General features: G+C 42.3%; 13 protein-coding genes. 4 read left to right on the top strand and 9 right to left on the bottom strand.

Annotated features, from left to right (window positions below):
- Nucleotides 1–6: 6 nt before the first annotated feature.
- The 8 genes from RM556_RS13670 to RM556_RS13635 form a co-directional block, all read right to left on the bottom strand.
- The gene (locus tag RM556_RS13670; protein WP_311374872.1) at nt 7–2,199 is read right to left on the bottom strand and encodes a heparinase II/III family protein; all 2,193 of its coding nucleotides are present in this window, start codon (nt 2,197–2,199) and stop codon (nt 7–9) included.
- Nucleotides 2,196–4,499, bottom strand: a complete 2,304-nt coding sequence (locus RM556_RS13665; protein ID WP_311374871.1) for a polysaccharide lyase 6 family protein — start codon at nt 4,497–4,499, stop codon at nt 2,196–2,198. The genes RM556_RS13670 and RM556_RS13665 overlap by 4 nt, the downstream gene beginning before the upstream one ends.
- Nucleotides 4,500–4,899: 400 nt before the next feature.
- A complete protein-coding gene (locus RM556_RS13660; protein WP_311374870.1) occupies nt 4,900–5,646 on the bottom strand; it encodes an SDR family oxidoreductase in 747 nt (248 codons plus the stop codon).
- Nucleotides 5,647–5,829: 183 nt separating this feature from the next.
- Nucleotides 5,830–6,723: an SDR family NAD(P)-dependent oxidoreductase gene (locus tag RM556_RS13655; protein WP_311374904.1), complete on the bottom strand. Its 894-nt coding sequence runs from the start codon at nt 6,721–6,723 to the stop codon at nt 5,830–5,832.
- A 217-nt stretch (nt 6,724–6,940) separates the two neighbouring features.
- Entirely contained in the window at nt 6,941–8,167 is a 1,227-nt protein-coding gene (locus RM556_RS13650; RefSeq protein ID WP_311374869.1) for a threonine/serine exporter family protein, read from the bottom strand.
- Nucleotides 8,168–8,253: 86 nt separating this feature from the next.
- Nucleotides 8,254–8,928, bottom strand: a complete 675-nt coding sequence (locus RM556_RS13645) for a nitroreductase family protein (RefSeq protein WP_311374868.1) — start codon at nt 8,926–8,928, stop codon at nt 8,254–8,256.
- 2 nt (nt 8,929–8,930) lie between these two features.
- Nucleotides 8,931–10,424: an NAD(P)/FAD-dependent oxidoreductase gene (locus RM556_RS13640; protein ID WP_311374867.1), complete on the bottom strand. Its 1,494-nt coding sequence runs from the start codon at nt 10,422–10,424 to the stop codon at nt 8,931–8,933.
- A 143-nt stretch (nt 10,425–10,567) separates the two neighbouring features.
- Nucleotides 10,568–11,824: an acyltransferase family protein gene (locus tag RM556_RS13635; RefSeq protein WP_311362225.1), complete on the bottom strand. Its 1,257-nt coding sequence runs from the start codon at nt 11,822–11,824 to the stop codon at nt 10,568–10,570.
- 128 nt (nt 11,825–11,952) lie between these two features.
- Between RM556_RS13635 and RM556_RS13630 the strand changes: the two genes are divergently transcribed.
- Nucleotides 11,953–12,828: a LytTR family DNA-binding domain-containing protein gene (locus RM556_RS13630; RefSeq protein ID WP_311374866.1), complete on the top strand. Its 876-nt coding sequence runs from the start codon at nt 11,953–11,955 to the stop codon at nt 12,826–12,828.
- Nucleotides 12,829–12,901: 73 nt separating this feature from the next.
- Here RM556_RS13630 and RM556_RS13625 read toward each other — a convergent pair whose 3' ends face one another.
- Nucleotides 12,902–13,423, bottom strand: coding sequence for a TlpA disulfide reductase family protein (locus RM556_RS13625; protein WP_311374865.1), 522 nt, complete (start codon nt 13,421–13,423; stop codon nt 12,902–12,904).
- Between the two features lie 185 nt (nt 13,424–13,608).
- Here RM556_RS13625 and RM556_RS13620 point away from each other — a divergent pair, with 185 nt between their 5' ends.
- From RM556_RS13620 to RM556_RS13610, 3 genes are all read left to right on the top strand, one after another.
- The gene (locus RM556_RS13620) at nt 13,609–14,136 is read left to right on the top strand and encodes a manganese efflux pump (RefSeq protein ID WP_311362222.1); all 528 of its coding nucleotides are present in this window, start codon (nt 13,609–13,611) and stop codon (nt 14,134–14,136) included.
- A 36-nt stretch (nt 14,137–14,172) separates the two neighbouring features.
- Nucleotides 14,173–14,718, top strand: a complete 546-nt coding sequence (locus RM556_RS13615) for a DsrE family protein (RefSeq protein WP_311362221.1) — start codon at nt 14,173–14,175, stop codon at nt 14,716–14,718.
- A 185-nt stretch (nt 14,719–14,903) separates the two neighbouring features.
- Nucleotides 14,904–15,581 carry an OmpA family protein gene (locus RM556_RS13610; RefSeq protein ID WP_311362220.1) on the top strand — a complete coding sequence of 226 codons (678 nt, stop codon included), beginning with the start codon at nt 14,904–14,906 and terminating at the stop codon, nt 15,579–15,581.
- Nucleotides 15,582–15,634: the final 53 nt, after the last annotated feature.

The raw sequence follows: 15,634 nt of genomic DNA, 5'->3' as shown, positions 1-15,634 counted from the left end.
TCAAACCTATAAGCGAAACAAATGGGCATTGCCCTTCATTTCATATTCTTTCCCTTCGACACTAAATTCAGTTTCGGTATTTTCATCACTCGCGCTGCTAGCAATTGCTAGTACAAAACTCAGTTCTGGTGCAAAAGTAGCTTTCACTAAGGTCACTGTTTTATTGCTTGAAAGGTGACTGATATTTTCTAAGCTCTGAAGCTGACTCTTACTATTGATAGTGAATTCTCGACTACCGTTATATTCACCATGCACTTCAAGCATACTCAAAAACTGATGATTTCCGCTGCTATGTATACGGTTGATTAAGGCTTGCTTGGCGATCAAGTTAAAGTTCGGATCGTTTGCTCCAATACGCACCATCAATAACTCTTGTGGTTTACGATTATTTTGTTTCTTTGCAACAGTGGTGTGGGTATAGAACGTATTATCTTTCAGCCAAGTCACTCTGGCTAAGTCCTGCTCAACTTCGCCTTTGGCTTGCAACCATAGGTACTGATATCCGTTATTACTACCTAAAGCGCTTTGGCTCTGAGTTTGGCCCTGTAAGCCGACGTTACTGTCAATAAATTGTCCGTTAAAGTGCACAGGCACATCGAGTTGATGTTCGCCTTCAGCGTCAACATCTAATATATCGATGAGAAAAACAAAGCCTTCTTTGCTGTTAACCAATGCTTGAGTGCGCGTAAACGCCAAATTGTCATATGCGTTTTCCATACGCGCTGAAGATATCTGTAACTCTTCATCAAACTCAGTGAATAACACATCAGGGTGATATTGATTACCCACAGAAGTTTTGCCATTGAAATGACTAATTTCATCAACCACTAAGGTATTGTGAGCGATAGTCTGTTTTGCGTAAGCATTGTTTTCAGGTAAATAGTGACCACCGTATTTAGCTTCAACATTGAGGAAACGTGCGGCGCCATAGTCATAAACAACCTCTTCACCTTGGTTATAAAAAATCCAATGAAGCTTGTCAAAATGACCATGACCCAGGCCTTGTGATGTCGCTTTAAAAACCAATGTTTGATGGGCCGTATCTTGATTCTCTCGCAACACAACCAAGGCACCTTCTTTGCCAGAAATACCATCACCGAAGACCTTTGAATCAAACGGATAGACTACCTCTAAACCATCATCGATAGCATTTGCTACCGCAAGCCCATCACCGGTTAGAAGTACTTGATTTTGCTTTTTAGCAATACTGAGCAAACCTTTCTCTGCAGTCTTGTTGTAGGCAATAGTGACACCGTGTACAAGCTCTAAGGTATCGATGCCTTTATCTTTTATCGCATCGTTGATACCAAAGAAAAGACCGTTGTAGCTAAGTTCTATAGTGGTCGTAATCGCTTTTAATAATACCTCATCGCGATACTCGAATATCTTGCGTTCGGGTTCGTTGACATCAATAGCTTTGGCAAATAACACAAAAGGCATTAATGCATAACGCTGATAATAAGGCCCCTCATTATAGTAACCTTGAGGTGAGAAGAGTTCGTCAAGTTGGCGCATAAAGCCACCTTTACCAGACTTATCAAGGCCATATAATGACTTCTCAACCCACTCTGGTTTATCCAGAACATAACCCGCCATGCCAACGCCTGCCACGGCCCAAGTGCCATGATTATGGATCTTGTCGAAAGTTTGCGGGGACTCTTCTGATAAATATCTTACCATTGGGATAAACACACCATTCTCGATGGTGTTGCGTTCTTCAGTGGTCAAGGCGTCTTTCACTGCATCGTAGCCTTGAATGGTATATACCAACCAAACGGCTTCATTTAGGCTTTGCCAAAACAACTTACCCGGCGACTGTTCTTTTTGCTGTGGATGCAATGGTAGCGTTGGATACATCTCAGCATATTCGAACAACATGTCTCGTACTAAGTTTGCATACTTTTGCTCATTCGTTATCAAATACAAACGACCAGCATCGCGCATAGTTGCATAATTTCTTTTGTGAACTTCGTGTGTATATCCACCGCCCGCATCAGCAGGTAAAGGTACATTCAATTTTTGAGTCAATGCCAAGTCTACTTTGGCTTTGCGCGCTTCAAATTCATCAGCAAAACTGCCATCCGATTTTGCAGCCACTTGCATCGCTTCAATTTGCTCAGGTGTTTCAAGTAGGTGTTGAGCAGAGCAAGCAAAACTAGAAAGCAAAAAAACAGAAAGTAGTGTGTTAGCTAGTTTCATTTTGTAATATTTCCTTCAACGATGGCGGTAGATGGGCCTTTTGCAAAGGTCTCCGTTACTACAGGCATTGGTGTATTGGTAAATGTATTCGTTAGTATCTGTGTTCTAGGCTCGCCTACTGTGTGATCAATAGTTACGACTTTAGCATCTGAAAAAGTATTCTCGGCTAAACGCGTTTGCTGCACGCCCAACAAAAAGATAGATGAACCTGTTTTGTTACGCTTACCACCACCCACTTTTTGTACTTTGCTATTGCTCATTCTAAAATGAGGACCAAAGGTACTTTCGTCTGTGCCACCTCGGTAAATTTTTGCAACGGCACCCTCGATATTGGAAAAGCTAGAGTCTTTAATTGTCACATATTCGGCATTGTAAATACCTAAGTCGTCTTGCTCTTTATCAAGACGCAAAATGTCGCCTGTAATGTTTTCGAACACACTTTCAGTGATTAGAATGTGATCAGCCATACTGCGATAACCTGCATCGAAAACGTGTGCTGAGTGATTTACATTTAAATCAGTAATCTGCGTATTGTGTATATGCAGTTGATAGTTGAATAAAGTAGGTAACTTCGTATTTCTAATTAACACATTACCTGCATTGTCTGGTGACTTTACGCCTGAGATATTCAGTCCATCAAGCTTCAAGCTGCCACCATCTTCAATTTCAAAAGTAAGTGAACGCATAGGGTATAAAGTGACTGTTCTTGGCGTTTCAGCTTTAATTGTGAGCGTTGTTTTAACTTGGAGTTGCTTGTTTATATCATAGTCACCTGGCGCCAAAGTAATTATTGAGCCAGGTGCTACTGTTGCAATTTTTTGCATTAACTCTGAAGCACTTTCAACATTCACCACTTCACCTGAGTCAAATGCCACTGCGTCACCAGACTTAGGGTACCAAGCAACACCAGTGTCATCTCTGGAGATCGGGTTTAAGCTCGCCGGAGCACCGACTTCAGCAGCTTGGGCTGTCTGGCTTTGAAGTAGGCCATTATCGCCTCTCACCAAATCACTTTCTTGTAAATTAAACCCTTGGGCAATTTCTTCTTGTGGCGCTTGATTCGCAATATTGCCAGCAAAGGTAATACCTGAGACATCATCGAATATTTTAAACGGATTCTGACCGTTGCTATTGATAACTAAGTTATTTGAAAAGCTACTGTTGATTGGAACCGCTGTGCGCTCTGCGTCGCTTCCCGCAGCAAGGTTGATATTATCGACATTAACTATTGTGTTGTTTTCAATTTTTGTATTTTTTACTTGGTGGTAGCGGTTTATTTTAGAATTAGGTACGCCATTCAAAATGGTAAAGCCGCCACCGAAACGAATGCCAGTCAAGCCTTCCATATAGTTGTTGCGAATAGTTTGGTCCGCATTGATCACTCGAATACCGCCAGTATGATCTTTGCCGTTTCCGAAGAACACATTCCCTTCAACCAGGTTACCGTTACCATGGCGTAAAGTTAAGGTACCACGGCTTTCGAAGAACACATTATTCAAAAACTTGTTCTGACCAGACTTGTTGGAAATGATCTCAACTTCACCATTACAACGATCAAAGTAATTATTTTCCACTACTGTAAAAGAGTTGCTGAGTGAGTATTTGCTCGTGCCAACACGCAACGTTTCGCCGCCATTGGAACCAAGAATAGGTCGTGGACCGAAATAGTTGTGGTCAATGCGGTGATAATTTTCTTGGCTGTCTTCAGAGTTTAATCTCACTGCCATTGTGACGCCGGCATTACTTTTACCGACTAGATGATTGTGGTCGAAACGATTATGCTTGCCGTAGAGCACGACCCATTTGTCCGCATTGAATTTGTCCGGATTGCTAAAACCATCTATAACAACTTCCGTTACGCGTGAATGATAAGCTAAGGTATCTGCATCTTCACTAAAAGAAATGACTTCACCTGTTGGGCTGTAGCCATTTTTAAATACCAAGCCTTCCACATGTAAATATTCACCTGCTAGGCGCAAGTTAGACAGGCCGGATAAAATCACTTTACCTTTGGTTTGGGCCTTCAGCGTAATAGGTTGCTCTTCGCTTCCTTCGCCTTTCAGTAGTATTTCAAAGTCATTCCAAACACCATCGGCAAGCACGAGAGTATCGCCTGCCTTTATAGATGATAATGCGTCTACGTATTCTTGTTGAGTGCGAATAAGCCTGCCATCAACCGACAACGCAGCTTTTTCTGCACTATCTGTTTTCTGTGATTGAGAAGCTGGCTCACAGGCTGTTAAAAAAAACAGCGAAGTGATGGCAAATATGATCGTAGAGGAGCAACTTTTTACAAACATGAAAAACTACCTAATTCCATTTTTAAAATAAGTAGAGCCCTATGCCAAGTTGCGCACAGGGCTCTGGTTGGCACTATGTATATAGTCATACATAATTTACCTGTCACTGGCTCGGGATGTTAAATTGTTAACAAAATTAAAAACCGATGGCCCAATGTAACCAATCTGACAACACTATGTCAACCATACATTAACATTTATTATTACCAATAATGCCACATTTGGTAATACCAAAAATAAATGAATGATTTTAATGTTTTTTTTGAGAAATATTTAGAAAAGAATAAAAAAACGGGCCCCATAAAGAGGCCCGAAAAGTTAGGACACAAATAATTAAATTTGTTTTACAACATCCGCTAAGCGCACAACCACTTACCGAATTCTTTGAAACAGTCGCCTGCTATGAAAACAGCAAACCACCGTTAATATCGACATTATTTCCCGTCATATAAGACGAGTCACTGCTAGCAAGGAAGCCGACCAGCTTAGCAACTTCTTCGGAACTACCTTCACGCTTGATACATGTTGCTCCAGCTACATTAGAGCGAACATTGTCATCAGTGAAAGTGTCATGAAAGCCAGTCGCAATCATGCCAGGACAAACCGCATTTACACGAATATCAGGACCAAGCTCTTTGGCTAAGCCTCGAGTAAATGTACTGACTGCGCCCTTTGATGTTGCATATGGAATTGCACCACCACCGCCGCCATCGCGTGACGCCTGCGAAGAAAAAGTCACAATGGAACTACCTGGCTTCATATGCGGTATAACCGCTTGAGACATTAAGAACAAGGAAGTCAAATTGACATCAAGTACTTTTTGCCAGTGCGCTAAATCCATATCAACGATCTTTTTTCGTTCTATCAAGCCGCCGGAAACATGAACGAGGCAATCAACACTACCAAACTCATTTAACGCTGTTTGTACTGTTTCATTGACGCTTTTCTGATCGGTTAAGTCAGCTTGAATAGCCATCGCTTGGCCGCCAGCGTCAGTAATCTTTGCGATCGTTTTTTGCGCTTCTGTAGAGCTTGCATGATAAGTGATTAGCACCTTTGCTCCACGAGCTGCCAACTCAATTGCACATGCCGCACCGATATCTCTCCCGCCGCCAGCAACGATAGCTGTTTTACCTGACATTGACATAAGAGCATCTCCAGTAGTCTAGTACAATCAAATGTAGACGGCGCAAGGATTGAGTTTGCCGCAAATTGATAGCTTTTGTTAATATGGTGTTAAGGCTAACCACGAGACATCAGATTGTCAACCAATATTTAAATTAATTATTACCAAAATAAAGACCACAGATTTAACACCCCTACAGCCAGCCTAGAGACTGGCTATTTCATCATCAATTAGGTGCTTAACCAGTTCACTTTGTTGAGCATCATCGAAAGCGCCATCAATTAATGCTGCTCGATACGAGGTGGCTTGACGGTAGTTAGGATGACTAAAGATATATTGCTGACCTGAATTGAGTGCTTCAACAACGCGCTTTGCTAATAACTCTGTTGAAATGCCAGACTCAACAAGTGCCGCCGCCGCGTTAAAGTTCTTCTTGAGCTTTTCCTTGTCGATCACTTTTTCTTTACTTGGTACTGTTTGATACTTCTCCTGCTTGTTTCGCAGAGACTCGTGAATTCGAGTTTTGACAAAGGCGGGACACAAAGCAGAAACATGTATATTGTGTGGCTTTAGTTCAACTGCCCAGCTTTCGGTCATTGAAACAACCGCAGCTTTAGTGGCCGCATAGGCACTTGAATAAGGAACGCCCATCATCCCAGCCATAGACGCTACATTTATGATCCAACCACCCTCACCATGGGCTTTTATAGCGGGTGTCGCCGCTTGCGTACCATAAAGTACACCCATTAAATTAACATCAATGACCCAACGCCAAGTTGCATGATCGGTATCTTCAATCTTGCCCGGAATGCCGCCCACGCCGGCGTTATTGACGACCATATGTAACTTACCAAATTCTTTCTGGGCCGCTGCTATACATTGCTCCCACTGCTGATAATCGGTGACATCAAGTTGGCAAGCTAGCACATTCAAACCGGCTTCCTTCAACTCGCTTTCTGCATTACCCAAGGCCACCATATCAATATCAGCGATCACAACATTCATACCTAACGAACCAAACTCCTTCGCTAGCGCTAATCCAATGCCACCAGCACCGCCCGAAATCAGTGTTGTTTTACCCGCATAGTTATCGTTCATCATTGTATTCCTCAATACTGAATAGCGAAGTCTATGCACACTGCTGCTCCACTATATTATGTTAGTGAGCAGACTATAAAACTCGAAAACAAAGCAAAACACTTTATTTAGCGAATCTATGTTCCTTATTTTGGTGAATAGTAAAGCTCGGGCGGTTGAAGGTTTGCTTGCAGCAAAGCTACAGTAGTCAAAAGACAAATTTCAGCTTCAGAAAAAACTACAAGGCTTTTTTAGTGGGCATAACAACATTCGCGAAGATCAAACCTGCGACAAGAGACATAAAAATCAAAAATACTTCTTGTCCAACGTGGTCCGCTTGAACGAAGTCTTGACCCGAAATAAAAGAATTTAAGCCAATATACGTTTTTGAGCCTGGAACCAAAACAATCAAACCATGCATAGCAACAATAGTAGAGGGTTGATTAGCAACACGCGTAAATACGTTGGCAAAAACACCGAGAGCAAACGCTCCTAGGAAAGTACCGAAAGATTGGTCCATGTATATCGAACTAAAGACAGTGGTGCTATACGCAATTAGCGCAGACACTAAGGCCCATGGAATATGCTTTAGTCTTGTTCGAAATATTGGAACAAGCGCAAAACACAGTAATACGACAGCTAACCATGTTGCCCAGTAAGGTAAGGACGAGGCGGGCTGAAATTCGTTTTGGCCAAATAAGCTAAAGCCGACAGCAACGCCTAAAAATGCACCAAAGTACAACTTAAATAGCTGCATTATCGCATCCATAACTCTTGCTGTTCCAGAAACCAAATTCCGCGAAGATAATTCTGCTAAGCCCATGGTCAGGGCTAAGCCTGGCACCAAAACAATGACAGACGATAGCACCATGAGTGGAATATTAATGCCAGGGTCAAAGTATCGACTGATTGCACAGGCTAGTATGCCTGCCACAAAGGAAGTGACCGGTTCCAACATCAAATTAACCCGTTTCGACTTTTGCGCCCACAACACCCAAACATATGCCACTAGCCCTAATAAGCCAGTCCAAAATATTTCGGCCCAACTTGCTCCCATTAGCATGGAAAATGAGCCCGTTGCTAACGCGAATGCGCAACCCGTAATAATTTTGCCGTAAGGGCTTGGCATTAAATCAATTTCATCTAAGCGTGTATCAGCATCGCTTATTCCTATCTCTCCAGACAATAATTGATTAGCAAGCTCATCGGTTAGGGATAAGGCATTCATATCAAGATCGCCGGGCTGCAGGCGAGCCGCATGTGTGTATTCGTCTTCGTGTTTATCACTCCAAATGACAAAAGTGATCGATGTGGGTGTTGCGATGAAAGAGGCGTGCACCCCAAGATAAGTAGAGACTTCCTGTAAATAGGCTTCCAATCGAAACGCAGGGGTTCCGTATTTGTGCAGCATTTTTCCTAGCTTCACAATAAAACGGCGTATTTGTCGAAATTCTTGCTGTTCCAAGATTGATGCTCTCTGCTGCTATCTGAGGTTAATAAAGATGTTCTGTCGACTGTATCGACTGGCGCGCATAGTACATGATTTCAGTATTATAAAAAGGTGCAAATCTCATCTAAGCTTTTTTTATTTCTAGCATGGTCAGGTACTGTCGCATTGTCATCTGGGTAGCCGGCAATTAATAACATATAAGGGCGCTCGTCATCAGGTCGTTTGCAGATTTTTGATAAAAACGACATGGGTTTTGGCGTGTGCGTTAAAGTTACGAGACCGGCATTATGCAGCGCGTTGATAAGAAACCCAGTAGCAATTCCCACAGACTCATGAACGTAATAGTTTTGATGCTTTTGACCCGGGTTTACGCCGCCTTTCTTTTGGCTAAAAATGGCAATCAACCAGGGAGCATGTTCCAAATAAGGTTTTTGAGCATCTGTACCTAAGGGTTGTAAAGCCTCCAGCCACTCTTCTCCGGCGCGGCCAGAATAAAAGCCCTGCTCGTGTAATTCAGCTTGTTCTCTTACTTGTTTTTTAACTTCTGATGAATGAATTGCAACGAAGTGCCAAGGCTGATGGTTAGCGCCATTGGGCGCAGTTCCTGCCGCCTTAATACAATTTTCAATAATCGCTTTAGGCACCGCTCTATCACTAAACTGCCGAATGCTATGTCGCCGTTTAATATCCAAGTAGAAACTTTCAGAGCGCTGCAACATTTCCTCTGGCGGGTATTCTACGTAATCATTAAGAGGCGTTGAATTATGTTCTTTCATGCTTAACCTGCTGTTTTCTTACTGGTGGGTTGTTCTGGTGTGCTGTTTTGCAGAACAAAAACGTGATGCTTGTCTTTGAACTTTTTACACATCTGTCTATAAACAAAACTAAAACCAGGGAACATGGCGATCACTTTACCCTGTTTATTTTGATACCAACTCGAACAGCCCCCCGTTTTCCAAACTGTTTTTTCCATTTCTTGATGAACCATCTGGGTATAATCTTGCTCAGCTTGAATTGTGGGTTCAATGCTCTGTAATTTTTCGTTTTGTATTTTTTCAATACATTGCATGATGTATTTCATTTGCGATTCAATGACAAAAATAGCACTCGTATGTCCGATACCGGTGTTTGGCCCTGTTACCACAAAGTAATTTGGAAAGTTCGGCATGGTGGTGCCCAGATAGGCCCTTGGAAAATCTTGCCATTGTTCTTGCAGCGATACCCCGCCTTTCCCAATAACCGAATATGAAATCATAGAGTCAGCAGCGTCATAACCTGTTGCGAAAACCACAACATCGATTGCTTGCTCTCCTGAATGTTCAAAAACAATGCCGGTTTTAGTGAAGTGCTGCAATGAGTCACTCGCATCGTGCAGCACCGTATTTCTATGTTGTAGTGCGGGATAATAAGTATTTGAAACAATGATCCGTTTACAACCAATAGTGAAGTCAGGTGTTAGTTTTTGTCGCAATTCAGGATCACCTACCTGCTTTTTCAGGTGCCGCATTGCAGGGTAGTAGCCGAGCATTTTCAATAGGAATGGACTGTATTTAAATGCGATAACTCGTAACTCAAGTGACCAATAGATACACCAGCGAATCAAAGTATAGAGAGGCTTAAAAGCAAGGATCTTAGCTAGCCAGGAAGGAAAGGCCCAATCCAAACGGGAAAGCAACCAATGCGGTGTTCTTTGTACAACATGCAATTTTTTCACTTTCTCAACAATCGCCGGAATAACTTGGACTGCGCTGGCACCGCTGCCAATAACAGCGACCGTTTTACCCGCTATATCTACATCGTGTTGCCAATCATTGGTATGAAAGTGTTGGCCTTCAAATTTATCTAAACCTTTAAAATCGGGGACAACGGGAGTACTCAAGGGGCCGGTTGCATTAATCACTATTTTGGCGTGAACAACATTTTTATCTGCCGTTGTTATCTGCCAATGATCATTTTGCCAACGGCTTTCTATCACTTCTGAATTTAATCGAATATGTTTTGAAAGTAGGAACTTAGCAATAAGGGCTTCAGTATAATCAGCTAGCTCATTTTGCTTAGCGAATAAATGCGACCATGGGTAGGGCTCGCCAGAGACACTGTACAGGGGAGATTGCACGTCTACTGCTGCGCCGGGATAAGCATTTTGCAGCCAAGTACCGCCCGCAAACGAACGCCTTTCTAACATGACAAAGTCAATAATATTTCGTTTCTGCAGGGCGATTGCGGCCGAAATTGCGCCAAAACCGGTACCAATGATTACTACTGAGTGCATTTTCTCTGCCATTCTAAAATTGTATTTATTCTTATTTTTGTATAAGCCTTAACATAGCACGAGTGAAATAAAAAACCGACACAGAAAACAGTGTTACCTATGGTAGTACTGAGTGCGCATTTATCAATATTGATTGGGCAATTTCAATTATGAGTTTTGCGGTTAGCAGTAAACTGTCTTAATTTTACCCCAAACAAAAAGCGCAATATGTTCACCTGTCTAATGCCTGCAAATAGCAAATAACAGGCTAGAATGGTCAGTATAAATATGGTTAAGGCTTCCAATCCAGCGGGGAGTTCTAGGCGACGCAGATTAAACGCTAAAACGATGATCAAAGTCTGATGAAAAATATACCAAGGTAAAACAGCTTCATTTGCATAGTCCAGCAAACGAGATGGCTTGTTCAAGTAGCGACCTGCATAACCAACTAAGCCCAACATCCAGAACCATAAGTTAGCAATGATCACTGCGCCATACAGATATTGCACAACTAAGTAATTCCGAAAGGCCTCGCCCATAAATGGGAAAGCACCATTTCTATCCATGGCAACGAGTCCATAGGTACACAAACCGAGGGTGAGTAACAATCTGCGCTTATTAATCACTGCTCGCCATAGGGCTGGTTTAGAGGCAAAGAGGTAGCCCATCAACAAGATTAGAAAATACTTTGTATGACTCCACCAATCATCTGTTAGGCCATGGCTTGTAGGAAACTCCGGACGCACGTGAACCCATGCAATGAGTAAGATACTTGCGAAAAGGACAATCAGCTTCACGTTTCCTACTCTTTTAAAAAAAGTACTTACAACCAGTTTTCGACACAGAGGGCGAAGCAACAGAAACACACAGGTATATACAAAGAGGTAGATGAGATACCACAAGTGATTCCACGTCCACAGGCCAATAGTTGAATACCGATCGGGGGCGACATCTGTATTCGGATCTGAAATCAAATACTCTGTCCAAAAGTACCAATAGGTCCCAGAAAATTGTTGCTGTTCAATTAACTCATAATAAAGCTGCGGCGGCACAATCACTGCCATACCAAATAACAAAGGGATCATCAGTCTCTGGCTGCGCGTCCGTAACAAGGCAGCCACCGAATACTTCATGTCGATAAGAGCGAGTGTCATGCCCGATATAAAGAATAATAAACACATACGCCAAAGATTACTCATCACCATTACGTTTTGCAGAAGCACGCTTTGTTGCTCACTTTTAATATGCCAGTCCCAATCAGCGACATAGTACATACCAAGGTGATACAAAATCAGCAACATTAGTGCGAGGTTTCTTAACCAATCCACATCATAGCGACGCACATCTTGAGTGATATGATTGCTGTCTTTGCTGGGTGTTGTATCTGACCTTTTAATAGCTCCGTTATTATGACTTTGCATATACTCTCTCCACTGTTCTTGCATTTTATTGGCTCAGTGGTAGCCTAACTTTATTGAGTAACAAACCTAGTCAAGAATGACGGATTTACAGGCTTCTGTGACGAACGGTGGATGACAGGGACGAATTTTTGAACGAGATCTCACGAGACACGAAAGTAAGCTTATTCACCCAGTTTGATAAACGTCCTCGCGTTTATCTTTTATGCTTACTTGCGCTCTATTTTTTAATTAATAATACGATAAATGCGACTTCTGTTTGGATGGAAGCGAGTCGGGACGATGCAGTGCCAGAGTTCAGCCTCTGGGAACCCTTTGCTTGGGAAATTACCAGCGCATTGAGTACTCTTTTGCTCATTCCTATTTTAGTCTGGTGGTTCAAACTCGTCCCTTTAAGTCTGACCCATTTTAAACGCTTTCTGGTCCTACATTTGGGGGCAACAGTCATCTACTCAGCTCTGCATGTCGGCTTAATGGTATTGTTTCGTGAAATCATCTATATGGGAATGGGTGGAAACTACGATTTTGGTGATATCGCTTCTGAGTTCTTCTACGAATACAGAAAAGATGCATGGGGCTATTTTTTCTTTATGGGCCTTTATTACGCATACCGGTTTATATATTCGAGACTCAAGGGCGAAGCTAGCTTTATTAATGACCAAGAGCAAAGCAAACCTGATTCGCCTGAACACTTCCTAGTCAAAAAACTAGATAAGGAATTTTTAGTCAAAGTCGTTGATATTGATTACCTAGAATCAGCTGGAAACTACGTTAATTTGCACGCTGCCGGGCGAATTTACCCATTACGTTCAACGCTATCGAGCTTAATTCCTCGTATGGCAGAGAGAGGCTTTATGCAGATACACCGATCATTTGCTGTGAATATAAACAAAGTACAGAGCATTGAAAGCATGAGTTCTGGCGATGGGAAAGTGTACATTAACAACAGTACGAGCTTACCACTTTCACGTCGTTATAAGGACAAGTTCAAACAGCAACTGAAATAGCTAACTAGTTTAGTTTGTAGTAGTACTTGTTACTCAGCTTTGCTAAGCAACCCAAAAAGGGGGCAGAGTTAATTTACTCACTCGTCGCTTCTTCTTTAACTGCCCAATCAGTGGTAAGAAGTTCATTCAGTTCATCAACAATTTTTTGTTGTGAGGACTCACCATATCCAATATGAACTTTGGCAACCTTGCCTCTAGGATCAATAATAAACATATGCGGTAGAGAGTCTACACCAAAGCGCTTGCTGATAGTCCCTCTTGCGTCATGAGTGATAGTAATTTCCATCTTTTTCATTTGGCTTTTTAATTTGCGAAATACCTTTTTGTCTTCTTGGTAGTTGATGGCAACAACTTCCAGCTTGTCTTTGCCTATTTGTCTTTGAATACTTTCAAGAATAGGTAACTCTTTAAGGCATGGCGGACACCAAGAAGCCCAAAATGTCGCAACTACGACTTTGCCCGTCATCTCTCGCAGATGCACTTTGTCACCGTTCCTGTTTTTTCCTAAGTAAGAGGGTGGCACATCCCCTACTTCGACATCAGCAAAAGAAAACGAACTAGCAAACAATAGCGCACAGATAATAAATAGTTTCATCTCAAAACATTCCTTTGTTTATGATATAAAAATACCAATAAATTTGTACTTTTTGAGTAAGTCACCGTGTAATATGCAACATTTTTGAATAGATTGCTAATGCTACTTAGCGCCAACCATGAACAGTCTTAAAAATAAGACATGGGGAGTTTTCGCTGATTGAAATAATACTTATCGCGCTCATTATGAGTATAGACGCTTTTCTGGTGTCCCTATCTTTGAGTGCCAGCAAGAGTAATAGGAAAACCGCTCAGTTAGCACTAATCGCTGCGGGATATTTCGGAGTATTTCACGCCGCCATGCCATACATTGGCAATTGGGGTGGCCTTCATTTGTTCGGTTGGCTAGAGCAAACTGCGAAGTATATTGCCTTCGTGCTACTGGTATTAGTGGCAGTCAAAATGCTGTACGAAGCTCTTTCAGATACTGCTTCTAATATACCCAAAACTATATCGCATACCACAATGCTTGTACTGTCATTTGCTACCAGTGTGGATGCAATAGCGATCGGCTTTTCTTTACCTCACTTAACCTTGCAACCCTACATAGCGTGTTTAGTCATTGGGTTGAGCGCTGGCTTACTAAGCGCAAGCGGTGTCTACCTAGGAAAACTGGTTAATATCAGTGTCGGTAAAGGCAGTAGTAAATATATGAACAGCATAGGAGCCTTGCTTTTGCTCCTTATCGCGATAAAGTTAGTCATTAGTTCTTAGCCCTTCACATTAAAACGTAATCATTTGAGGTTTATCATGATATCCATTCGCACTTCTTTCGCTCTTGCTGGCACCCTTCTATTAGTTAGTACCAACACACTTGCAAAGCTTGATGATTTCAAGGATGGTACTGTTATAAAAGGCTTTGGTAAATACGCCCCTGTCGCCACTGCAACCGTCGATAAAAAGACTAAAATGAAAGTAGCTTTTGATGTTGCCGCACAAGCAGATGCCGGAAAGGTCAACCGTAAATTTGACAGCTTAGCGCGCTTCATCAATATGCAAGTCGCGGCCGGTGTGCCAAAAGAGAACATCCAACTTGCGTTAGTAGTGCATGGGAAAGCAAGCTTCGACCTGCTAAACAACCCGTCCTATCAAAAATTACATGAGCAAGACAATCCAAACAAACCACTTCTTCAAGCGCTGATGGAAAACGGAGTCAGAGTTATTTTATGCGGACAAACCGGTGTAGCATACGATATCGAGTTATCACAACTTGTCAAAGGAAGCGAAGTTGAACTATCAGCAATGACGGCCCATGCTTTACTTCAACAAGATGGTTACACCGTTAATCCTTTTTAGTACTTGTTACCTGGTGGGAGACCGACAATATCGCTATTGCTGTGATTTAAAACAAGAAAGAATACCTATGTTTCGATAACTTAATGACTTTGGCCTTTTCTTTGAATATTTACGGAACAGGCTATCGCTTACATGGTCTATGCTTTACCATATCGCCTCATTTTTCGCTTAAGGAATCTATACAAATGAAGTCTTTGAAAATAACCAGTTCTATTTTGGCATGCGCTCTAGTTGCGTCATGCGCCACATATGACCCATATACGGGTGAGAAAGAAGTCAGTAACGCCGGTAAAGGCGCAGGGATCGGCGCTGGTGTCGCAGCAGTGATTGCTTTTCTAGCCAACAAAGACGAGGATGCGGGCAAGCGAAACGAAAGGATCCTAAAGGCTGCAGCTGGCGGCGCAGCTATCGGTGGCGGCATTGGCTACTACATGGATGCACAAGAAGCCAAGCTAAGAAAACAATTGCGTGGTACAGGTGTCAGCGTACAACGTGAAGGTGACAATATTAACCTTATCATGCCAGGGAACATTACTTTCCAATCAGGCAGTGCTGACATCAATACTGATTTTTTAGCAGTTTTAGATTCGGTAAACTTAGTCTTGGTAGAATATGACAAAACCTTAGTTGTCGTCGGCGGTCATACAGACAGCACGGGTGCTGCAACAATGAACCAAACACTATCAGAGCGTCGAGCTCAGTCAGTTGCCGACTATCTATCTAACAAAGGGATTTTGCGTGATAGGTTAGAAGTCATTGGTTTTGGCGAAACTCAAGCTATTGCTCCGAATAACACCGAGGAAGGTAAAGCATTGAATCGTCGAGTTGAGATCTCTCTTTTGCCTGTGGTCGTGTCGCAATAAGCTTAAATTCACTCTCGATGGCGCCAATTCTTCTTATTTGGCGCCGTCTGTTA

Origin of the sequence: Alteromonas sp. W364, assembly GCF_031846205.1 — a bacterium.
GTDB classification, from domain to species: domain Bacteria; phylum Pseudomonadota; class Gammaproteobacteria; order Enterobacterales; family Alteromonadaceae; genus Glaciecola; species Glaciecola blandensis.
The sequence above is the reverse complement of the archived record's forward strand: the minus strand, read 5'-3'. Positions and strand labels throughout refer to the sequence as shown.